The sequence below is a fragment of the Janthinobacterium sp. SUN033 genome, assembly GCF_030397595.1.
GTDB classification, from domain to species: Bacteria; Pseudomonadota; Gammaproteobacteria; order Burkholderiales; family Burkholderiaceae_D; genus Janthinobacterium; species Janthinobacterium kumbetense.
Genome location: NZ_JAPQNV010000002.1, coordinates 857031 through 876535 on the forward strand (window position 1 = coordinate 857031; position 19505 = coordinate 876535).

17 protein-coding genes and 1 pseudogene are annotated in these 19505 nt (G+C 59.1%); 7 read left to right on the plus strand and 11 right to left on the minus strand.

What is annotated here, in order from left to right; genetic code table 11:
- Positions 1–78 precede the first annotated feature (78 nt).
- From OX460_RS12370 to OX460_RS12385, 3 genes are all read right to left on the minus strand, one after another.
- Positions 79–1053, minus strand: a complete 975-nt coding sequence (locus OX460_RS12370; RefSeq protein ID WP_289898800.1) for a site-specific integrase — start codon at positions 1051–1053, stop codon at positions 79–81.
- 699 nt (positions 1054–1752) lie between these two features.
- Complete coding sequence (locus OX460_RS12380; RefSeq protein ID WP_289898801.1) at positions 1753–2538, minus strand: hypothetical protein; 786 nt, start codon at positions 2536–2538, stop codon at positions 1753–1755.
- A 51-nt stretch (positions 2539–2589) separates the two neighbouring features.
- Positions 2590–3207, minus strand: a complete 618-nt coding sequence (locus OX460_RS12385; protein WP_289898802.1) for a hypothetical protein — start codon at positions 3205–3207, stop codon at positions 2590–2592.
- A gap of 193 nt (positions 3208–3400) precedes the next feature.
- On the opposite strand from OX460_RS12385, the gene OX460_RS12390 reads away from it, so the two are divergent.
- On the plus strand, positions 3401–3592 hold the full coding sequence (locus OX460_RS12390; RefSeq protein ID WP_289898899.1) for a helix-turn-helix transcriptional regulator: 192 nt from the start codon (positions 3401–3403) through the stop codon (positions 3590–3592).
- A 43-nt stretch (positions 3593–3635) separates the two neighbouring features.
- Here the strand turns inward: OX460_RS12390 and OX460_RS12395 are convergent, their stop codons facing one another.
- Both OX460_RS12395 and OX460_RS12400 read right to left on the minus strand, forming a co-directional pair.
- On the minus strand, positions 3636–4154 hold the full coding sequence (locus tag OX460_RS12395) for a hypothetical protein (RefSeq protein WP_289898803.1): 519 nt from the start codon (positions 4152–4154) through the stop codon (positions 3636–3638).
- 437 nt (positions 4155–4591) lie between these two features.
- Complete coding sequence (locus OX460_RS12400) at positions 4592–5869, minus strand: site-specific integrase (RefSeq protein WP_289898804.1); 1278 nt, start codon at positions 5867–5869, stop codon at positions 4592–4594.
- 181 nt (positions 5870–6050) lie between these two features.
- On the opposite strand from OX460_RS12400, the gene OX460_RS12405 reads away from it, so the two are divergent.
- Together OX460_RS12405 and OX460_RS12410 are read left to right on the plus strand one after the other, a co-directional pair.
- Entirely contained in the window at positions 6051–6839 is a 789-nt protein-coding gene (locus OX460_RS12405; RefSeq protein WP_289898805.1) for an AraC family transcriptional regulator, read from the plus strand.
- A 79-nt stretch (positions 6840–6918) separates the two neighbouring features.
- Positions 6919–7545 (plus strand): LysE family translocator, encoded by a 627-nt coding sequence (locus OX460_RS12410; protein WP_289898806.1) that lies wholly within the window; start codon positions 6919–6921, stop codon positions 7543–7545.
- On the opposite strand, the gene OX460_RS12415 is transcribed toward OX460_RS12410, so the two are convergent.
- Entirely contained in the window at positions 7521–8060 is a 540-nt protein-coding gene (locus OX460_RS12415; protein WP_077408222.1) for a hypothetical protein, read from the minus strand. The genes OX460_RS12410 and OX460_RS12415 overlap by 25 nt on opposite strands.
- A gap of 73 nt (positions 8061–8133) precedes the next feature.
- The gene (locus OX460_RS12420; protein ID WP_289898807.1) at positions 8134–9159 is read right to left on the minus strand and encodes a LacI family DNA-binding transcriptional regulator; all 1026 of its coding nucleotides are present in this window, start codon (positions 9157–9159) and stop codon (positions 8134–8136) included.
- A 207-nt stretch (positions 9160–9366) separates the two neighbouring features.
- Here OX460_RS12420 and OX460_RS12425 point away from each other — a divergent pair.
- The 4 genes and pseudogenes from OX460_RS12425 to OX460_RS12440 all read left to right on the plus strand — a co-directional run.
- Positions 9367–10605 (plus strand): annotated as a pseudogene (locus OX460_RS12425) (malic enzyme-like NAD(P)-binding protein); the annotation flags it as partial.
- 252 nt (positions 10606–10857) lie between these two features.
- On the plus strand, positions 10858–12069 hold the full coding sequence (locus OX460_RS12430) for an O-antigen ligase family protein (RefSeq protein WP_289898808.1): 1212 nt from the start codon (positions 10858–10860) through the stop codon (positions 12067–12069).
- A 51-nt stretch (positions 12070–12120) separates the two neighbouring features.
- Entirely contained in the window at positions 12121–13854 is a 1734-nt protein-coding gene (gene msbA / locus OX460_RS12435) for a lipid A export permease/ATP-binding protein MsbA (RefSeq protein ID WP_077408230.1), read from the plus strand.
- 35 nt (positions 13855–13889) lie between these two features.
- Positions 13890–14990: a glycosyltransferase family 9 protein gene (locus tag OX460_RS12440; RefSeq protein ID WP_099666679.1), complete on the plus strand. Its 1101-nt coding sequence runs from the start codon at positions 13890–13892 to the stop codon at positions 14988–14990.
- A 15-nt stretch (positions 14991–15005) separates the two neighbouring features.
- Here OX460_RS12440 and OX460_RS12445 read toward each other — a convergent pair whose 3' ends face one another.
- The 4 genes from OX460_RS12445 to OX460_RS12460 all read right to left on the minus strand — a co-directional run bounded on the left by OX460_RS12445 (position 15006) and on the right by OX460_RS12460 (position 19389).
- On the minus strand, positions 15006–15617 hold the full coding sequence (locus tag OX460_RS12445; protein WP_077408234.1) for a response regulator: 612 nt from the start codon (positions 15615–15617) through the stop codon (positions 15006–15008).
- On the minus strand, positions 15604–17199 hold the full coding sequence (locus tag OX460_RS12450) for an ATP-binding protein (RefSeq protein ID WP_251350540.1): 1596 nt from the start codon (positions 17197–17199) through the stop codon (positions 15604–15606). The genes OX460_RS12445 and OX460_RS12450 overlap by 14 nt, the downstream gene beginning before the upstream one ends.
- A 118-nt stretch (positions 17200–17317) precedes the next feature.
- Positions 17318–18706: an ATP-binding protein gene (locus OX460_RS12455; RefSeq protein ID WP_289898809.1), complete on the minus strand. Its 1389-nt coding sequence runs from the start codon at positions 18704–18706 to the stop codon at positions 17318–17320.
- A complete protein-coding gene (locus OX460_RS12460) occupies positions 18703–19389 on the minus strand; it encodes a response regulator (protein WP_099666677.1) in 687 nt (228 codons plus the stop codon). The genes OX460_RS12455 and OX460_RS12460 overlap by 4 nt, the downstream gene beginning before the upstream one ends.
- Between the last annotated feature and the right edge of the window lie 116 nt (positions 19390–19505).

Consider the following 19505-nt stretch of genomic DNA (forward strand, 5'->3'; position numbering starts at 1 on the left):
TTACTTGTCATAGGTTGAATGTTGATCCCCTCCCCAAAAAAAGAAGAGACCGAAATGTCTCCGACTCTGCCGCGCCGCTCAAAGAAGACTGGGTATTTTTCTCTTCGCGACCGGCCTGATGTAACGCGCCAAGGTCACGTCCGACCTATGACCTGTCTGCTCACGTATCTGATATGGCTGCAGTCCAACTATCGCGGCCTCTGTGCAGTACCCGGCTCTAAGGCTGTGACCAGCGACAGCTTTGGCAGCATCATCGCCCGCCATCTTGCGCACGGAAGACTTCACAATCAAAGCGACGGACTGCGCAGTAAGCGCCTTGCTTCCGATTATCTGGTCGTGTCGGTTAATTGGTCTGAACAGTGGACCTGCTACAATCCCTGCCAACTCAAGCCAATTCTTCAGCACCTTCACCGGACAACGACTACCTCTTGCATACGGGATGAACACGGTTCGGCCTGCGCCCTCTTGGTCGGTTTTGGACCGCCGAATCAACAACTCAACTCCAGCATCGAATTGCGTCATATCCTCGTACTGCAACGCGACAAGCTCAGAACGCCGGAATGCACCGGCAAATCCGATGAGCAAAAGCGCCTTGTCACGCGCAGCCTTCATTGGCGCCTGATGATCGATATGCACCATCATTTCCAGGAGATCGTCCTTAACGAGGGCTGTAACGCGGCGCTGCTTGGTGCCGAACGTCCGACGGATTCCCTGCATAGTCCGTTTGATCAGGTGATCCTTCATCGGCGATTCAAGTCCTAGTTCAGTATGTGCCCTGTGGATAGCGATGAGGCGGTGTTGCAGAGTCGCGACTGCCAATGTCCCGGCAAAGCTCGCCAGGTATTCAGCCACCATGGCTGCTGTCGCGGGGATCGCGCCACCATGCTGTTTGAAATGAAGAATGTCCGCGTCGTATGACCGCGTGGTGGCGCTCGACTGTGCCGCCGCTGAGTAGCTCAACACTAACGCTGATGGCGCTGCCTTTATTACCTTACGTAACTTCTTGGCTTTCGCTGCGCGCGACAATGATGAGGTCTTTTTTGAGTCCGTCATGATTTCTTTCAATTGGCAACAATAAAGTGTTAGCGATAGTTGCAGGAACAAAAAAAACGGCACCGCAGAGGGTGCCGTTATGTAATGTGGTGGATGACAGTACGTATCCACAAAATTTACCTATTAAACAATGCACGAGGGATCAAGCCCCAGGTGTTTTTTTAATACTCTGAAGGTAGAAGTAACGTTGTCGCAGAGCGGTCGGCCTCCGTGATAACCCAGAGCTTTTCGCCAGAGATGTTGTATGCTGACAAAATCCGGAATCCATGAAGAATCGCGACACGATTTGCTTGTTCATCCTCCGAACATATCGATCCAAAATCCCCCGACTGATGCCGCTCCAAATAGGTGGAAGCATTCGTCCCTGCGCGATCAAGTAGATCCAGTGCCCCAGGTGTAGCTACCGTAGTACCCAGCGCAAAGATAGGAGCGCGATGTGTGACTGCCTGCTCCGTGTTGTATGGCGGCAGACGTCCATTACGAAAAATTTTCATATCACCCTTTGATTGTGAGAAGTTGCGCGCATGCATACTCCAACTTCGACAGAAGAAGATGTGCACGTGTTCGCTGAGTTTGGAGGTGGGAAATACAGCAGGTCAGAGTGTTTTCTAACCTGCTTGCAACTTGGTTGCAGGCATCGATTTAAGCAAAGATACCGTTAAGCGAAAGGGATTGTAGGAATTGGTAAGCGAAATGGGATTACTTGCACTCAGAGATGGCTGTGGCCAAGGCCTCTTGCCGCATCAGCTCCTCCATCCCAGCGCTGGAACGAAACTCTTCACCAGCGGCTCGGGCAATTGCTGCAGCCTGTTCAACTTCATTGGAATGCCGCTTCTCCCAAGCCATCAGTTTCGTTTCGACGCAAGGTGACAAGTTAGGTGAGGCGTTTTGACCTTTGACCTCCACTTCACTTGCTGCTGACGGTCTTACTGCAACAGTAGAAGATGCAGATTCCTGGCGATTGACTTCCTCGCGAATTGAAGCCCACTCATTGGCATCACGCATAAATGCCAGCTGCCCCAACTCTCCCCTTAACCGCCAGCCGCTTTCTGATTTGACTAGCTCACCAGCACCCGAGATTTCATACTTTTTCGTTGGTAAGCCCCGAATACGCGTATCTGATAAATGCGCAATGACGAAATGGCAGCCGAGATAGGCTGCTTCTTTTCCATGATCCACATACCTGCGCAGTGTTTGCTCTGGCGTAGCCCTTAGAGTTAATTTAGCTGAAAAATCTACTTGGTACGAATCCTCAGTTGCAATTCCGTCCACCTTGCGGACATCACTCACTGACCATAATGGGCAGTTCGAAAGCTCAGCCATTACATACGGCTCGATATCCGATGCACTCGGCTTCGACTTGCCGCAAGCTGAAAGCATGCAGGCCGAGCTGAGCATAATCGCTATCCCAAGGACTTTATTCTTGGCTGGTAAAAATGGAAGTTTCCGATAGTCCAGTCGGCCCTTCGTCGTGTTCAGTTGCATGATACCCCTCATAGATAACGTTGAAAACGGCAGGCGAATTGGCCTCCGATCCTATTCAAACCCGCCTGCCCTGATGGATCTGCGGGATGCTGATTCGATAGCCCCAATGCACTCGTCCCGTTTTTGCTTGTTGGTGAAGGTCATCGCCCGCGAACCAAATGCGCCATGTACGTACAGACTTTTACCGGCTTCACGAGTGATCTTTGTAATTCCGGATAAGGGAATGCTGTCTACGGTTCCCATATCCTTCAGGAAGCGAAAGCTCAGGTAGTCAGCAATGCCATAGCTGGCCATGTCACATGGAAGCAGTACCCTGTCCTGCAAAGGGTCAACCAGCACCCCTAAATAGGTTGCGGCGAGCCAGCGAGCCACTTGGCGTCCTAAGAAGAGGAATAGGAGGCCAAGACATGGCGCCAAGATGATGCTGAGGTACCAAGGCCCGTGTGCGAGTGCAAGGATAAGGTATGTCGCCACGGCTGTGATACCGCCGCCAACGCCCAGCGGATACCAAAGGCTTGCAGTATCGAAAATCCGCTGCGATGAAGCGTTCACGACAAACTCCCTTTTTAGCCGACTGTAGTGTCTCCATGCAAAGATAAGGAACGGGATAAAAAGGATCATTCCCAATACGATATACAGGTCACTATCGTCTTTCTTTTTTGCTGCCAATTGAATCTCCCTAATGAGGAACACAAGAATAGCCAAACAATGAAATAACACTTTGAGTTTACTTATTGTCTCATGGAAATTATTTTAAGCAAACTCAAAGTGGGTGGAGTTAGCTATCGAAAAAACGGATGCTTCGCCTGTGACAAGCCTCCAACCCCAAAAAATTGATGCGCAGCTGCTCTTCGCCGCCAACATGAAACGCATACGCCTCGCCAAATCTCTGACTCAAGAGAAGGTGGCGGAGTATGCCGAGCTGCACAAGAATTACATTTCCTCCGTTGAGCGCGGCGAGAGAAACATTTCAATCTGCAATATTGAGCGCATAGCACGCGCCCTGGGTGTGCCCATGGCAGAGTTGCTGTCTCCCCCACCGCCGCAAGAGTAGCTAAAGCAAAACGCTTTATTCAGCTAGATAGACGAACGCCACGTCACTTCTTCGTCGATGAAGCGATCTTTCCCATCGGATGTACGCCGATGTACCAGGCAGGCTGTAACACATCAAGGTCCGTACGGACCTGCAACTTCACATCTGCTGCGGCAGGATCAATTGCGTAGGTCACGATTTTTGCGTCGTGGCTTGCCTTGGCCCTATGGATTACGACAAAGCGCCCCATTTCCCAGTCAGTGTCGTAGTCAACCAGCGCCATGCAGAGGTCCGGCAAGGTGGCCGTACCCGTGCATTCCTTCCACACGGTCGCCACCCAGCCATATTTTGCAAAGATACTTGCAAGGAATTCGGCATCGATCCAGTGGCTGTACGGGCCGATAGTTGGCATACCAAGCTCCTCGGCCTTTTTAAAGACATCTTCGATCGTGGTAGAGGCAATGATCGCAATCGATGCGAATGCATATGCGTGCCGATCCTTGGTTCCGACATGCTTGAATGCCGGTTGAAATCCTGCGGTGTTGGAAGTAACTACGCCAGGAAGTGTAGGTAAGGTGCTCATATTTATTCCTTGAAATGATAAAAGAAGCGCGCAGCAATGCCAGCCGAACGAGCGGCAACCAAGATCGGGCTGTAATGGCATATGGGAATTGCTGAAGCATCGATCTACCGTCCTTGTCTCGGAGGCGACCTGATCAGACTTGCGGCACTGCGCGATGAATCGAATTCGGCACCATGAACGATGCGTAGCTTGAACTCGATATCAACATTTTACCATAACAACAATGTTTCAATAATGGCAAATAACTTTGCCATTTTCAGCGCTTCTCCAGCATTCAGGAGGGTTTTCCTTGTATGTCGGCGCGTGCTTACTAAGCAATACGTGCTCGCAATGCCAGAGAACGCGATAAAACGGCCAGACAAGCGCGCAATGCACGTGACACGACACTTGACAGCGCCGATGATGTCAAACGCCGTATAACGCGGGATTTGCAAGTCCTAGTCAGTAGCACATTCGAGGCCCTGTAGATAGGTTCCCCAGGTTGCCAACGCTTCGCTACGTTCCGGAAAATAAGTATGCACATCGTAAATGCCCTCAATCCCAGGAAGCTTATGATTCAGGCACATTTCTGTGATGTCGCGCGGAATACCTAATGCGCGCATATGACTTTTCGCCGTGGAGCGCAGGTCATGAGGGGTAAAGCGCCTGACAGAGGGCGAATATTCCGTTAGCCAGAACTCAATAGCGGCTCCAATGGTATTGGGATTGATAGGCGCATCACCACCGAACTTCCTCTTTCGTTGCTCTGCCCTGCTGGGCAAGATAAAGGAGGAATCACCGCTCAGCGCCTTCAACTCCGTCAGCCATTCCAGGACCGGGCCTGACAATGGGATCTGCATGCCAGGCCCAGTTTTCGTAGAAGGTACACTCCACACTGCAGATTCAAAATCAAACTGTTCCCAGCGAGCATTGCGGAGTTCGTCAGACCTGACGGCGGTTCCTAGCAGCAAACGAACAGCCAAGGCATTCTCGCGGTTCATTTTCGCTCTAAGTACGATTCGTAACTCAGTCTCAGACAGCATCAACCTCAGACGCACAGGAGGACGCCGGCCAAGTAAGGCGGTAAGCTCAATGCCCACACAAGGGTTGGCCGCTACCAGCTTCCTACCAGCGGCATGCCTGAATAACATCCGCGCAGTCGAAAGAAGTGTCCGCGATTCACTCCAGGGGGCATCGACAAACTCGATCATCTCAACGATATCCATCGACGACACCTGAGAAACCGTCAATCCGCCTAGCCGATTTTCGATACGGACAAGACTACGTCCATAACCCTTTTGGCTACTCACCGAAAGGTCTGCCAATATCTTCTCGCGGTAGTCCTCGATCAGCCGGCGGACCGTCCAATCTTTCAATGCCGAAGAAACCATGCGCCGCTTCTCTGCTGCCGGATCGCCCCCCTGGTCTATTTCCACCCGCTTTTCCCGAGCCATTTTTCTTGCAGCGGCCAGGCCCAAGTCTGGATAGTTTCCAAGGGTCAGTTCCCGGACACGGCCCCCATACCGATATCGCAATATCCAGGAAGCAGTACCACTTTTGGATATAGTAAACGTCAGGCCATCCCCGTCGGACCTTGCCAGCGGTACCGGAAGCACTGTAACCTCGCCCGTTGATGGATCGCGCACCGTGGGTGCGACGCCATTTTCTACAGCCCTCAGCCAGTGCTGTAATTGCATGGCATCAAGGCGGTCTCTGTTCTTGATTTTTGTTGTCATATTTCTGCTCATCGTATGTAGCTACACAATTAGCTACACATAATAGTGACAACACTAATGGACGTCAATAGACAATTACGGACATAAATTCAATAAAATCAAAGACTTATAATTAAAAGCAAGACGTCAATAGATGCCAATAGACACTAAAAAAACAATACGACGTGATTTTGATGTAGTCATGCCCGGTACCACCGCCTTCTGGCGCGACCCGTCTCTCCCTCACGTGGAGAGCCGGCGCGCCTGCCACAGCCGGGCTTGCTACAAGCCCCACAGCCATCCCACGTTTTCCATCGGCGCCGTCGACTCTGGCGGCAGCATCTTTACCGGCAGCAAAGACGGCAAGGTTGCACTCGGCAATGGCAGCCTGGTGCTGGTGCCGGCCGGCTGCGTACACGCCTGCAATCCCCTGCCCGACGCCCTGTGGAGCTACCAGATGCTGCATCTCGATGCGCGGTGGCTGCAAGCACACGCGCCGGCGCTCGATGGCGATACGGCGGCGGTGTTGCAGTGCCCGCTGCTGTACGCGCAGTTTTGCGCCATGAATGCGCTGCTGTTTTCAACGGTCAGCGCGGCGGAGAAAAATGCGGCGCTGCTGGCGTTTCTGGTCGCCTGCACCAGCGCCTGTGCGGATCGGCTGCCTTCGGAACGCAAGCCGCTGCCGCAGCAGCTGGCACCCGTGCTCGCAACGCTGCAGGCGCTGCCCTCGGCCAGCCTGCGGCAACTGGCGGAGGCGGCAGGCCTGAGCCCGTATCAATTGATCCGCGCCTTTCGCGCCGCCACGGGCCTGACGCCGCATGCCTACCAACTGAATATGCACGTCAACCGCGCGCGCAGCCGCTTGCAGGCCGGGACGGCGTTGGCGCAACTGGCGCATGAGCTGGGTTTTGCCGACCAGAGCCACCTGCAGCGCGTGTTCAAGGCGCATGCGGGCATCACTCCGGGACGCTATCGCGGCCAGGGCAGCTAGAACACCTGCAATTTTCTTCAATACAGGCTGTCGCCAGCCCCGGCATACTCGCGCATCGCCATTGCCGGAGCCAAACTCCATGCAGGATTTTCTCTTCATCGCCGCCGCCCACTTTCTTTCCCTGTTGTCGCCCGGTCCCGATTTTTTCCTGATCGCGCGCACCTCGCTGGCCCACGGCTGGCGCGGCGCCGCCGGCACGTGCGTGGGCATTACCGTGGCCAATGCGGTGTTTATCGTGGCGGCGTTTGCGGGACTATCGGTACTGAGGGCGGGCAGCACGGCATTCATGCTGGTGCGGCTGGCGGGATGCACCTATCTGCTGTACCTGGGCTGGCTGTTCCTGCGCCATGCGGGCAAGAGCAGCCTGGAGGCAAAGCCCGCCACCGGCAAGGCGCGCTGGCGCGGCGGTGTCGCGACGGGGTTTGTCTCCGCCATCCTGAACCCGAAGAATGCGCTGTTCTATGTCAGCCTGGCCACCGTGCTGGCCGCCAGGCAGACGAGTCCCGTTGCGATGGTGGCGTATGGCGCGTGGATGGTCTTTGCCGTGCTGGCGTGGGATATGGCGGTGGCTCTGGCCATCGGCAGCGCCGCCCTGCGGCAGCGCTTTGCGCGCGCGCTGCCGTCGCTGGAACGGCTGTCGGGCGTGGTGCTGATCGTGCTGGCGCTGGTGCTGCTGGCGGATCAGGCTGGCAGCGGGTCCAGATAAAACACGGCATACACTTTCAAGGGCGTGGTTTCCGTCGCCTTTTCCGAGCGCACGACGGAGCAGTCGTCGGCGGCCAGGCTGCGCCAGTTCTGGATGCCCGCCTTGGCGAACATGGCGTGCGCGGGGGCATTCGCGGCCAGGTCCAGCACCAGGCAGGCGTTGCGCGGGCCGGCGCCGTAGTTGACGGCGCGAATTTCAATGCCGAAGGTCGTCATCCACGGCTCCCACAAGCCTTTTTCCTTGCCGGCGGCCATGCGCTCCAGCATCTCGCCAAAGCTCAAGCCTTTTTTGACGGTGCTGCGCAGGGCTTCCAGCGACGGCGCCAGGCGGGGGTCGGGCTGCTTGTTGCCGGCACGAATCTCGGCGATCGCCTTCAATTCCTTGATGATGGCCGCATCGCGCTCCGTGTAATCGCGCATGCGCGCGTAAAACTCGGCATCGAGGAAGGGATTGACGGTCAGCTTGGCGACGCCCTCTTCGCGGCGTTTCGGGGAAGGCGTGTTGGTTTTGGTCATGGCGATAGAGGGGCAAAATACGTTGAGGGGCGCCAGTGTACCACCTTGCAGCGGCGCGGCCCCAGGCGCGGCCTCAGCCTCGGGGAGCGGCCGTCGATTCGCGCACCACCAGCTCGGGTTTCAGGCGCACGTCGAGTACGGCGGAATCGGGCGAATCGATGGTTTGCAGGATCAGCCGGGCCGCTTCCGTGCCGATGCCGTGGTGGCGGATGCGGATGGTGGTCAGGGGCGGGCGGATCATGTCCATGTAGGGCATGTCGTTGTGGCCCACCACGGAAATATCTTCGGGGCAGCTCAAGCCCAGTTCGCGGATGGCGTCGTAGCAGCCGAGGGCCACTAGGTCGCTGCCCGTCACCACGGCCGTCGTCCGCGGCGACTGGCGCAGCAGCTCCAGCAGGGCCGCCTTGCCGCATTCGCGCGAATAGCCGCTGCTTTCAAACACGAAGGCTTGCGAGGGATCGAGTTCGCTGGCCTGGATGGCGGCCAGGAAACCGAGGCGGCGCACGTGGCCGGTGGACAGGTTTTCCGGGCCGGCAATATGCGCGATATGCCGGTGGCCCAGCGCCAGCAAGTGTTCCACGGCCAGGCGCATGCCGACCACGTCGTCGCTGACGACGCAGGAAGCGACGCCCGTCTCGTCGCTGCGGTTGACGGTCACCACCGGCACATTCTGGTCGATGCACATCTTGATGACGGGATCGTCGCGCCGTGCGGTAGCCAAAATCAGGCCATCGACCTGCTGCCCCAGCAGGCGGTTGATGACGAACAGCTGCTCTTCCTCGTCGGCACCGACATTGGCGACGATGGCCAGGTAGCCATGCTTGCGCAAGCCTTCCTCGATGCCCAGCAGGATAGGCGGAAAAACCGCGTTGGTAATGTCGGGCAAGACCACGCCGATGATGCGCGACTTGCGCGTGACGAGGGTGGAGGCGGCGCGGTTCGGCCGGTAGCCGAGCCGGCCCGCTTCGGCCAACACGCGCGTGGCCACCTCGGCGCTGACCATTTGCCGCGTTGCCGGGTTCATCACGCGCGACACGGTGGAAAAGTGCACGCCACTGGCCCGCGCGACGTCGCTTAAGGTGGGGTTCTTGTTTGTCATGGGCTTCCCGGATCGCAATACCGTGATTTTATCGTAAAAATTCCCCATTCCGTCAAAAACCGAGCAAACGCTTGCATTGAGATAAAGCCGTTTCCCAAAGCGGTTTTGACACTCTTAAGTACAATCCAGCCTTGACAGCGTGCAAACGCTTGCATACCATGACTCGGATTGACCACTCGGGCCCTGTATGCCCTTCCCAGAATTCCTATGTCTACTTCGCACAGCAAGCACGCCGAACAGAACGGCGAAACCTTCAACCTGAAAGAAGCCGCCCTCGCCTATCACGCCGAACCTCGCGCAGGCAAGATTTCCGTCACGCCAACCAAACCGCTGGGCGACGCCCGCGCGCTGACCCTGGCGTACTCGCCGGGCGTGGCCTTCGCCTGCGAAGCGATCGTGGAAGATCCGCGCACGGCCGGCACCTACACGTCGCGCAGCAACCTGGTGGCCGTGATCACCAATGGCACGGCCGTGCTGGGCCTGGGCGATATCGGTCCGCTGGCCAGCAAGCCGGTGATGGAAGGCAAGGCTTGCCTGTTCAAGCAATTTGCCGACGTCGACGTGTTCGACATCGAACTGGCCGAGAACGATCCCGACCTGTTCATCGACACCGTGGTGCGCATGGAGCCGACCTTCGGCGGCATCAACCTGGAAGACATCAAGGCGCCGGACTGCTTCTACATCGAACAGCAATTGCGCAAGCGCATGAACATTCCCGTCTTCCACGACGACCAGCATGGCACGGCCATCATCGTCGCGGCCGGCATCCTGAACGGCCTGGAACTGGTGGGCAAGGATATCGGCAACGTGAAAGTGGCCGTCTCGGGCGCCGGCGCGGCCTCGATCGCCTGCCTGGACTTGCTCGTCTCGCTGGGCCTGAATAAATCGCTGCTGAAAGTATGCGACAGCCAGGGCGTGATCTACCCGGGCCGTGATGCCAACATGGAAGAGAACAAGGCGCGCTACGCGAACGACACCAGCGACCGCGACCTGGCCGACGCCATGGTTGGCGCCGACATTTTCATCGGCGTCTCGAAGGGCGGCGTGGTGAGCGCGCAGATGGTCGAATCGATGGCCGCCAAGCCTTTGATCTTCGCCCTGGCCAATCCGCATCCGGAAATCGCCCCGGAAAAAGTGCATGCCGTGCGCGACGACGCCATCGTCGCCACGGGCCGCTCGGACTACCCGAACCAGATCAACAACGTGCTGTGCTTCCCGTACATCTTCCGTGGCGCACTCGACGTGGGCGCCACCACCATCAACGAAGAAATGAAGCTGGCCTGCGTGCGCGCCATCGCCGCGCTGGCCAAGGAACCGTTGCCGGGTCACGAGAGCAGCGCGCTGACGCCGCTGCAACTGATTCCATCGCCGTTCGACGAACGCCTGCGCAGCTGGGTCGCGCCTGCCGTGTCGCAAGCGGCCATCGCCACCGGCGTGGCCACCCGCGTGCCAGCCACCGCCTGAGACGCATGACCGACCTTGCGGTCTTGGCAAAATAACAGCAAGTTACCATTGCTTACAAAAAAACCATGTCTAAAAACCATGGTTTTTTTCATTTCCCCCTTGAGATCGCCTATACAGTTATCGAAGAGTAAATCTCCCAGGGACGTTTTTGCTGCCACCTTCGATTACAATGACGCCTACTTTATGTTGCTACAGTTGCCATAATGGCGACGATGTGCGTTAACAAGGATATTCATGCTCGGCCTGACCTCTGTTTGTGTTTTTCTCTTTTCGGCATTGGCGTTGGCTGTCAACAGCGGATATTCCTTTGGCGCGCTGGTCCTGCTGCTGGCCAGCAGCTGGCTGCTATGGAAGCGCCCCCGCCTGCATCTGCAGCGCCGGGACTATCTGCTGATGGGCGTGATGCTGGCCTACTTCCTTATTTTCACCGCCAATATGCTGTACCACGGCGATCCGGCGCGAGAACTCGACATGCCCTTGCGGGTGCTGCTGGCCGTGCCCGTGCTGCTGCTGCTGATTGCTTATCCGCCGCGGGCGGCGGCATGGTGGAGCGGCCTGGCAATTGGCGCCATCGCGGGGGCAGCCTTGGCGGCTACGCAATATATTCCTAGCAGCCCCTTCCGGCCACAAGCCGCCACAAGTAACGCTATTCACTATGGCAATGTCAGCATGCTGTTTGGCATGTTGACGTTATGTGGGATCGAGTGGGCCATCAAACAGCGCCATCGAATCGCCTGGAGCGTGCTATTGCTGGCAGGCGGCTTAATCGGAATTTTCGGCTCCATCATCAGCGGTAGCCGCGGTGGCTGGCTGGCGCTGCCCGTCTGCGGATGCATAATTGTCGTCCACTACGCGAGAACACGCGGCAAGCACTATATGACTGGCCTGCTGGCGGCGCTGCTGGCCGTGGCGGTACTATCCTACATAGTGCCCAATTCCCCCGTGCTTGAACGAGCGACGGATGCCGTGGAAGATTTGAAAAAATTTGAAGACAGCGACAACGTCAGCACGTCAGTCGGCCAACGGCTGGAAATGTGGCGTACAGCATTAACTTTATCCAATGACCATCTTTGGTTCGGCATGGGACGCAACGGCTACTTGGAGGCAAAGAAAAAACTGTCGGCGGAAGGAAAAATGAGCGAAATTGTGTTGCATTACACCAATGCGCATAACGACTACATCGACTCCCTGGTCAAGCGTGGCATTTTCGGCCTGCTGGCCCTGCTGCTGCTATTCCTGGTACCGCTGACTCTGTTCACGAGGGCATTGCGTCACGGCCCCGCAAGCGCCCAACCATTTGCGCTGGCCGGCGTGATGCTGTGCACCTGCTACATGATTTTTGGCCTGACGACGAGCTCGCTCACCCTGAATATCGGCATCATCATGCTGGTCTTCCCGATGGTGATACTGTGGGCCATGCTGCGCCAGCAAGAACGCATTGCCTGAGTTCGTTTTTCGCCTGACCGTTTTTGCTGTCCCCTGCAAGGAACCATACCGATGCTCACGCCCGACCTGAAGCGCCTCACCGCGCTGCACGCGCCCTACAAGAAACACCTGGCCCTGGCCTTGCTGGCGATGGTCGTCACGGCGGCCACGGAACCGCTGCTGCCGTATGCGCTCAAGCTGCTGCTCGACAATGGCTTTGGCGGCAAGGTGAATTTTTCCTTCTGGCTGGTGCCGCTGATCGTCATCGGCATCTTTGCCATGCGCGGCGCGTCGACGTTCGCCAGCAGCTATCTGATGAGCTATGTCTCCACGCGCATCCTCAACGAGTTGCGGCGCAGGATGTTTGCCAGCATGCTCAACTTGCCCATCGACTTCTACAACACGCACACGGTGGGCAAAGTCATCAACTCCATCATGTTTGAGGTGCAGCAGATCATCGAAATGGTGACCAAGGTGTTTACCTCGATCGTGCGCTCCTCGCTGACCGTGCTGGGTCTGCTGGCGTGGCTGCTGTACCTGAACTGGGTGCTGACCCTCGTGACCCTGGTGCTGCTGCCCCTGCTGACCATCGTCGTGCGCACCACGGGCAAGCGCCTGAAAAAACTCAACCGCGACTCGCTGGCCGTCAATGCCGAGCTGACCCAGGTCATCGAGGAAACCACGCGCGCCCAGCAAGTGATCAAGATCTTCGGCGGCCAGGACTACGAAAAATCGCGCTTCGAAGAGCGTGCCGAGCAATTGCGCCGCTACAGCATGCGCATGACCACGACCTTTTCCGCCACCGTGCCGATCACCCAGGTGATCACGGCCGCCGCCGTGGCCCTGGTCATCGTGATGGCCCTGTTCCAGTCGGAGCAGGGGCAGATCACGGTCGGCGGCTTCGTATCCTTCATCACGGCCATGCTGATGCTGCTGACGCCTTTGAAGCAGCTGGCTGAAGTCAACGGCCCCTTGCAGCGCGGCATGGCCGCCGCCGAAGAAGTCTTTTTACTGATCGACAAGACGCCGGAGCGCACGGGCGGCACGCCGCTCGCTGGCCGCAGCAAAGGCCGCATCGAGTTCAGGGACGTGAGCTTTGCCTACCCCGGACATCAGGAACCAGCCCTGCGGCACATCGACCTGAGCATTGCGCCAGGACAAACGGTCGCCTTTGTCGGCATGTCCGGCGGCGGCAAATCGACCCTGGTCAGCCTGCTGCCTGGCTTTTACTCGGCCAGCAGTGGCGAGATCTTGCTCGATGGGCAGAATATCGATGCCATCGCCCTGACCAGCCTGCGCAGCCAGATCGCCATGGTCAGCCAGCAGGTGGTGCTGTTCGACGATACCCTGGCCGCGAATATCGCGTATGGCGATGCGGCGCCGGACCGGCAGCGCATCGAAGCGGCGGCGGCCGCCGCCTTCCTGTCGGACGTCATCGACGGCTTGCCAGATGGCCTGGACACGCGCCTGGGCGACAACGGCTCGCGCCTGTCCGGCGGCCAGCGCCAGCGCGTGGCCATCGCCCGCGCCATCTACAAGGATGCGCCCATCCTGATCCTCGATGAAGCCACCTCGGCACTGGATACGGAGGCGGAACGGGCCGTACAAGCGGCACTGGAACACCTGATGCAAGGAAAAACCACCTTAGTTATTGCTCATAGGCTATCAACAATTGAACGTGCGGACCGTATCGTGGTATTGTCACATGGGAAAATAATGGAAACCGGCAGTCACCAGCAATTATTGGATGCCAACGGCGCGTATGCCAATCTGCATCGCCTGCAATTTTCCCAGCAAGTGGTTTGACACCATCGACCGAATACCTGAAATCGTACTGATACATGACGCCTTTGATTCCCGCCGAACTTCTACAAAAGTCGGACAAAATTCTTTTCATCGCCCATCTGGCGCTGGGAGACTTTACCTACCTGCAAAACGGCTTCCGCGCCTTTGCCGCGGCCTATCCCCATATCCAGATCCACCTGTGGGTCGATGAAGTCCGCCGCACGTCCGACTCCAGGCAATGGGAAGGCTTGCGTACCTATTCGCTGTACGACTGGGTGGAGCAATCGGGCCTGTTCGCCAAGGTGTACCGCAAGACCTACAGCCCGGCGCTGTACGAAGAATCCCTGCGCGAGGCCAAGGCGGAACGCTATCCTGTCGTCGTGTCATTGGCCCACGTACGGCCACAGCAATACGCGGATCTTGCCCGTGCGATCAGCCCGAATGGACTGGTAATCGGCACGCGCAAACCATTCAGTCCGCTGCGCCCCTGGCATTACCTGGCCTACCGCAAGATCGATGCCGTGCTGGCCTCGTATGCGGGACAGGATGCGGGCGAGCACCATATCAGCAGCGTCTATGCGGACTGGTTCCGTCAATTGACGGGACTCGACATTCCCGTGGCCGAACGCTATCCCTTCGTGCACATTCCCGAGCACGCGTTGCAGCAGGCGCAGCAGCAGCTGGCCGCCTGGGGCTTTGCCCCGCGCCAGGGTCCGCTGGTGCTATTGAATCCGTTTGCCAAGTCGCACAAGCGCGGCTGGCCGCTGGAGCGCATCGCCGAACTGATCGCGCGCATGCAGGCGATGCCAAAGTGGGCAAATGCCTGCTTCCTGATCAATGCCATGCCGCAGGAACTGGCCAAGGTGAATGCCGTCGTGCAGGCGCACAACTTGCCGCGCACGCAAGCCTTCAGCGCCGTCGACAACTTTTTCCAGCTGCCGGCCATGCTGGCGCAATGCGACCTGATTATTTCGGTGGAAACGTCGATCATGCATCTGGCGAACGCCGTGCATGTGCCCGTGGTGGCGCTGATGCGCAAGAAGAATCCGGAATGGGCGCCGTTCGACAGCGCCAACAGCACCGTCATCACGGTGGCCCGGCGCAGCGACTGGGTCAAGGCGATCTCGGTCGATCAGGTATTGCAGACCATCGCCTAGACAACGCGGCAGCGGCTAGCCGGTGCCCAGCATGCTGATGCGCACCAGGTCGGCCACGTTGTCGACACCCAGCTTGTCCATCAGGCGCGCCTTGTGCACTTCCACCGTGCGCACGGAAATGCCCAGTGCCGGGGCGATATCGCGGTTGTGCTGGCCCGTCACCACCAGATGCATCACTTCCCGTTCGCGCGGCGTCAGGGCGCGCAGCAAGGCTTGCCCCTCCACCTGGCGCAGCAACTGGCCGCGCGCATGCGCCTCGCGCGAAAACGCTTCATCGATGGCGGCCAGCAGCTTGTCGTGGTCAAACGGTTTTTCCAGGAAATCGCTGGCCTGCGCCTTGAAAGCCTGGCGTGCCAGGGTGACGTCGCCGTGTCCCGTAATAATAATGATGGGCAGCATGCATTTCAACTCCAGCAAACGGCGCTGCAGGCTCAGGCCATCCATGCCGGACATGCGGATATCAATCAGCAGGCAGCCGGCCCACTCGGGCCGCCAGCTGTGCAGGAAATCCTCGCCGCAGGAAAACAGGGCCGTGCGGTAGCCGCGTATGCCCAGCAGCAAACCCAGCGCATCGCGCACGGCGGGATCGTCATCCACGATAAACACCGTCAAATTACTTGTCACCATACTCTCCTGTAGCGGCCGCGCTGGCGCACGCCAGGGGCAGGACAAAACGAAAAATGCCATGCTTGCCCACTTCGGCCCATAACTGGCCGCCATGCGCTTCGACAATGCTGCGGCTGAGCACCAGCCCCAGACCCAGGCCGCTGGCCTTGGTCGAGACGAACGGTTCGAACAGGCGTGCCGCCAGGCTATTGGAAATGCCGGGGCCGCTATCCTCCACGGACAGCCGCAGCCGCCCGCCTTCGAGCCGCTCGGCAGAGACCGTGATGCGGCGCCGGCCGCGCGGCTGGCCCATCACCGCATCCTGCGCATTGGCCAATAAATTACGCAATACCAGCTCGATTTGCAGGCGGTCGGCGTTGACGGCCAGCGGCGACGGCGGCGCCAGCACCAGTTCGATGCCATGCTCATGGAACAGCGGCGTGAACTGCCGCGCCATGCCCTCGATCAAGACGCTCGCCTCCACCGCTTCGAGCTGCATCGCACCTGTGCGGAAAAAGTCGCGCAGGCGGCGTACCACGTCCGCGGCGCGGCCCGATTCGACGATCATATGCCCCACGGCGCCCTGCAGCAGGGCGCCGGTCTCGCCCCGTTCCAGCAAGTATTCGCACGCCTTGCCATAGGTCGACAAGGCCGTCAGCGGCTGGTTCAGCTCATGCGCGAGCGCCGCCGCCATCTCGCCGGCGGCGGCCAGGCGCATCGTGTGTTTCAATTCGTCGGCCACCTGGCGCATTTCATCGACGACGATGCCGATAAAAAACCCCACCAGCGCCAGCACGGCATCGAGCAACTGCAATTCATAAAACTGGATATCGACCGCATGCGTCCATTTCACCAGAGTAATGATGCACAGTTGCAATACAAACACGGCCAGCACGGCGCCATGCAAGCCCTGGCGCGAGGCGGCCCAGATCACGGGAAGAAACAGGAAATAGAAATGCTTGTATTCGGAACGCACGATGGAACCGAAGAGGCTCCACAGCACGAAGCTGGCGAGAGCCAGATACGCCAGGGTTTCCCAGCGCCAGACGGCGGCATGCAGGCGTTCGCGCCCCCGCTCGCTGAACAGCACCCAGATCAGCGGCATCGATACCAGCATGCCGACCATGTCGCCGATGCCGAAGCGCCAGACTGCCGTCCCCCATTCGCCGGCCGGGATGCGTCCCGTCAGCGACAGCAGGGAAATGTAGCCGAGCGCATTGAGCACGGTGCCCAGCAGCACGATGGCAACCCAGGCGCTCAGGCGGCGCCGGTTGTCGAAGATGTCGCTGCTGCTGAAACTGCGGCGCAAGACTGCGCCGATACCGCCATAGCCGAGCATCAGCCACGCCGAACAGAGCAAGGTCAGGGGCAGGCCTGCCGGCATGCCGCGCACCAGCACCTCGCCGGCCACCAGGGCGATAAACCACGGCAGCGCCGCCTTGCGGCCGTGGATCAGCCAAAATACCAGGCCCAGCGCGGGATCGGGATTCCAGGGGGTGATGTTCAGCCCGTACATCGGATCGATATACGTGGCCCAGTCAAACAGCAGATACAGGCCGACAAAGGCGGGATACGGCAGGTAGCGGGACAGGAGTGGGCGCATAACGGTGTTTTTTAACTGTCCCGCATTATGCATCGCAAGCGTGCGCCACGCCATGCCATCTTGCGTTATAAGCACACAAAATAATTTTCATGCAATATCGCAAGGCGCGCCGACAGAATCAGGCCTCGGCCAGCGGCAGGCGCACCTCCACCAGCAAGCCCAGGCCACCATTGCCTCTGTGCAACTGAATCGTGCCGCCATGCTGTTGCACGACGGAAGCGACGATGGACAAGCCCAGGCCGCTGCCCGGCTGCGCCTGCTGCGGCGCGCGGAAAAAGCGGTCGAACACGCGTTCATACAGCGCCGGCGCGATACCCGGCCCCTGGTCGGCCACATGCAACACGGCCTGGCCCCGCTCCGCATGCAGCGACACCGTCACGCTGCTGCCGCGCGGGCTGTACTTGATGGCGTTTTCCACCAGATTGTCGATCAGCGAGACCAGACTCTCGCGCTGCCCGGGCACGCTGAGCGAAACGCTGGCTTGCAATTCGAGCTCGATATCGCCCGCCTGGGCCAGTCCGGACAGGGCCGCCAGGCGATCCTGCAGCAAGGTATCGAGCGCCTGGCGCCGCGGCAACTCGCCCCCGCCCGCCTGCACTTCGCTGCGCGTCAGTTGCAGCAACTGCCCCACCAGGCGCGCGGCCCGGTTGCCGCTGTTCAAGATACCGTCCAGCAACTCTTGCTGGCGTGCATCATGCGCCTGTCCCTGCAAGGCCTCGACATTCACGCGCATGGCCGCCAGCGGCGTGCGCAGCTCATGCGTGGCGTCGGCGATGAAGCTGCGTTCGCGCGCGGCACTGGCATCGACCCGCTGCAGCAGGGCATTGATATTGTCGACCAGCGCCGCCAGTTCGCCATGCGGCGGCTTGAACGTCAGCGGACGCAAATCCTGCGGCCCGCGCGCCGCCACCTCCTGCGCCACCTTGCGCCACGGGCGCATGGCAAGGCGGATCGACAGCCAGGCCGGCACCAGCAGGAACGGCAGGCTGATCAGCAACGGCAGCAGGTAGTAGCCGCGTGAATTGATCGTGATGAAAAATTGCCAGGCGCCGCCCACTTCCAGCACCGTCACGCGGGTGACACCTTCGGCCAGGCTGCGGCTGCGCCAGGCCTGGCCCTTGACGTACACCACTTCCATCTGTTCCGGGCCGGCGCTGCGGATGCCGCTGGGCGCATTCGGCGACTTGTAGACCAGCTTGCCCTCGCGCCAGACCAGGATGCGCGGCGCCAGTTCCGGCACTTTCCCCATTTCAAATTCTTCGCGCAAGGCTTCGTCGATGGCGCGCAAGCTTTGCTCCTGGCGCACGGGCTGGTCAGCCAGGTTGTCGGCCACGCTGATAATGGCGTGCAAGACCCCGCGGGTCACATTGCTCGCTTCGCTCGTGCCCTCGAACAGCACATACGCCACGGCCAGGCTCCACAGCACGGTCAGCATCAGCATTTGCGCCATCATCAGGCGGCGCACCAGGGTGGGCCGGCGCAGCATGGCCCATAAACGGCCCATCATGCGCCGGTACCCGGCGGGACGGATGTCTCGCCCTGCTGATCGATGACATAGCCGACGCCGCGCACGGTACGGATATACCCCTCGCCTATCTTGCGGCGCAAGTTACCCATATGCACATCCAGGGTATTGCTGGCATTGGCCAGCCCGCCTGGCAGGATATGCTCTTCCAGCACGCGGCGCGTGATGACCCGGTTGGCGCGCATCAGCAAGGTTTTCAGCAGGGCATATTCACTGGCGGTGAGTTCCACGGGCCGTCCATGCACACTGACCCTGCGCGTGGGCACCTGCAGCAGCAGGCCGCGCAACTCGATGGTGTCGCCATCGAAACCGTAGCTGCGGCGTGCCAGGGCGCGCACGCGCGACAGCAGCTCGGCCAGCACGAAGGGCTTCACCAGGTAATCGTCGGCGCCGCCGTCCAGGCCCCGCAAGCGCTGCTCCAGCGTATCGCGGGCACTGAGGATCAGCACCGGCAGACGCGCCGCGCGCAGCCGGGCCAGCAAATCGAGGCCATCGCCGTCGGGCAAGCCCAGGTCCAGCAGCACCAGTTCGCAACTGTCGTGCTCGATGCTGCGCGCCGCATCCTCCAGGCTGCGCACCCAGACCACTTGCATGCCCTGGTCGCGCAGGGCGATCCGCACGCCATTGCCCAGGTCCATATCGTCTTCAATCAGCAGTATCTTCATGGTGAGTATTAAACCACCGCAAGCTGAAGAATGGGTAAAGAAGCGTTCTTCATCCAATCTTAATAAAAGGCTCATTTTTCCTTCATGGCAAGGATGGATACTGTCGGCAGTCAATC

Coding starts and splice junctions, on each gene's coding strand:
- OX460_RS12370 (WP_289898800.1), bottom strand. CDS start 1,053: ATGACGGACTCAAAAAAGACCTCATCATTGTCGCGCGCAGCGAAAGCC.
- OX460_RS12380 (WP_289898801.1), bottom strand. CDS start 2,538: ATGCAACTGAACACGACGAAGGGCCGACTGGACTATCGGAAACTTCCA.
- OX460_RS12390 (WP_289898899.1), top strand. CDS start 3,401: ATGAAACGCATACGCCTCGCCAAATCTCTGACTCAAGAGAAGGTGGCG.
- OX460_RS12395 (WP_289898803.1), bottom strand. CDS start 4,154: ATGAGCACCTTACCTACACTTCCTGGCGTAGTTACTTCCAACACCGCA.
- OX460_RS12400 (WP_289898804.1), bottom strand. CDS start 5,869: ATGACAACAAAAATCAAGAACAGAGACCGCCTTGATGCCATGCAATTA.
- OX460_RS12405 (WP_289898805.1), top strand. CDS start 6,051: ATGCCCGGTACCACCGCCTTCTGGCGCGACCCGTCTCTCCCTCACGTG.
- OX460_RS12410 (WP_289898806.1), top strand. CDS start 6,919: ATGCAGGATTTTCTCTTCATCGCCGCCGCCCACTTTCTTTCCCTGTTG.
- OX460_RS12415 (WP_077408222.1), bottom strand. CDS start 8,060: ATGACCAAAACCAACACGCCTTCCCCGAAACGCCGCGAAGAGGGCGTC.
- OX460_RS12420 (WP_289898807.1), bottom strand. CDS start 9,159: ATGACAAACAAGAACCCCACCTTAAGCGACGTCGCGCGGGCCAGTGGC.
- OX460_RS12430 (WP_289898808.1), top strand. CDS start 10,858: ATGCTCGGCCTGACCTCTGTTTGTGTTTTTCTCTTTTCGGCATTGGCG.
- msbA (WP_077408230.1), top strand. CDS start 12,121: ATGCTCACGCCCGACCTGAAGCGCCTCACCGCGCTGCACGCGCCCTAC.
- OX460_RS12440 (WP_099666679.1), top strand. CDS start 13,890: ATGACGCCTTTGATTCCCGCCGAACTTCTACAAAAGTCGGACAAAATT.
- OX460_RS12445 (WP_077408234.1), bottom strand. CDS start 15,617: ATGGTGACAAGTAATTTGACGGTGTTTATCGTGGATGACGATCCCGCC.
- OX460_RS12450 (WP_251350540.1), bottom strand. CDS start 17,199: ATGCGCCCACTCCTGTCCCGCTACCTGCCGTATCCCGCCTTTGTCGGC.
- OX460_RS12455 (WP_289898809.1), bottom strand. CDS start 18,706: ATGATGGGCCGTTTATGGGCCATGCTGCGCCGGCCCACCCTGGTGCGC.
- OX460_RS12460 (WP_099666677.1), bottom strand. CDS start 19,389: ATGAAGATACTGCTGATTGAAGACGATATGGACCTGGGCAATGGCGTG.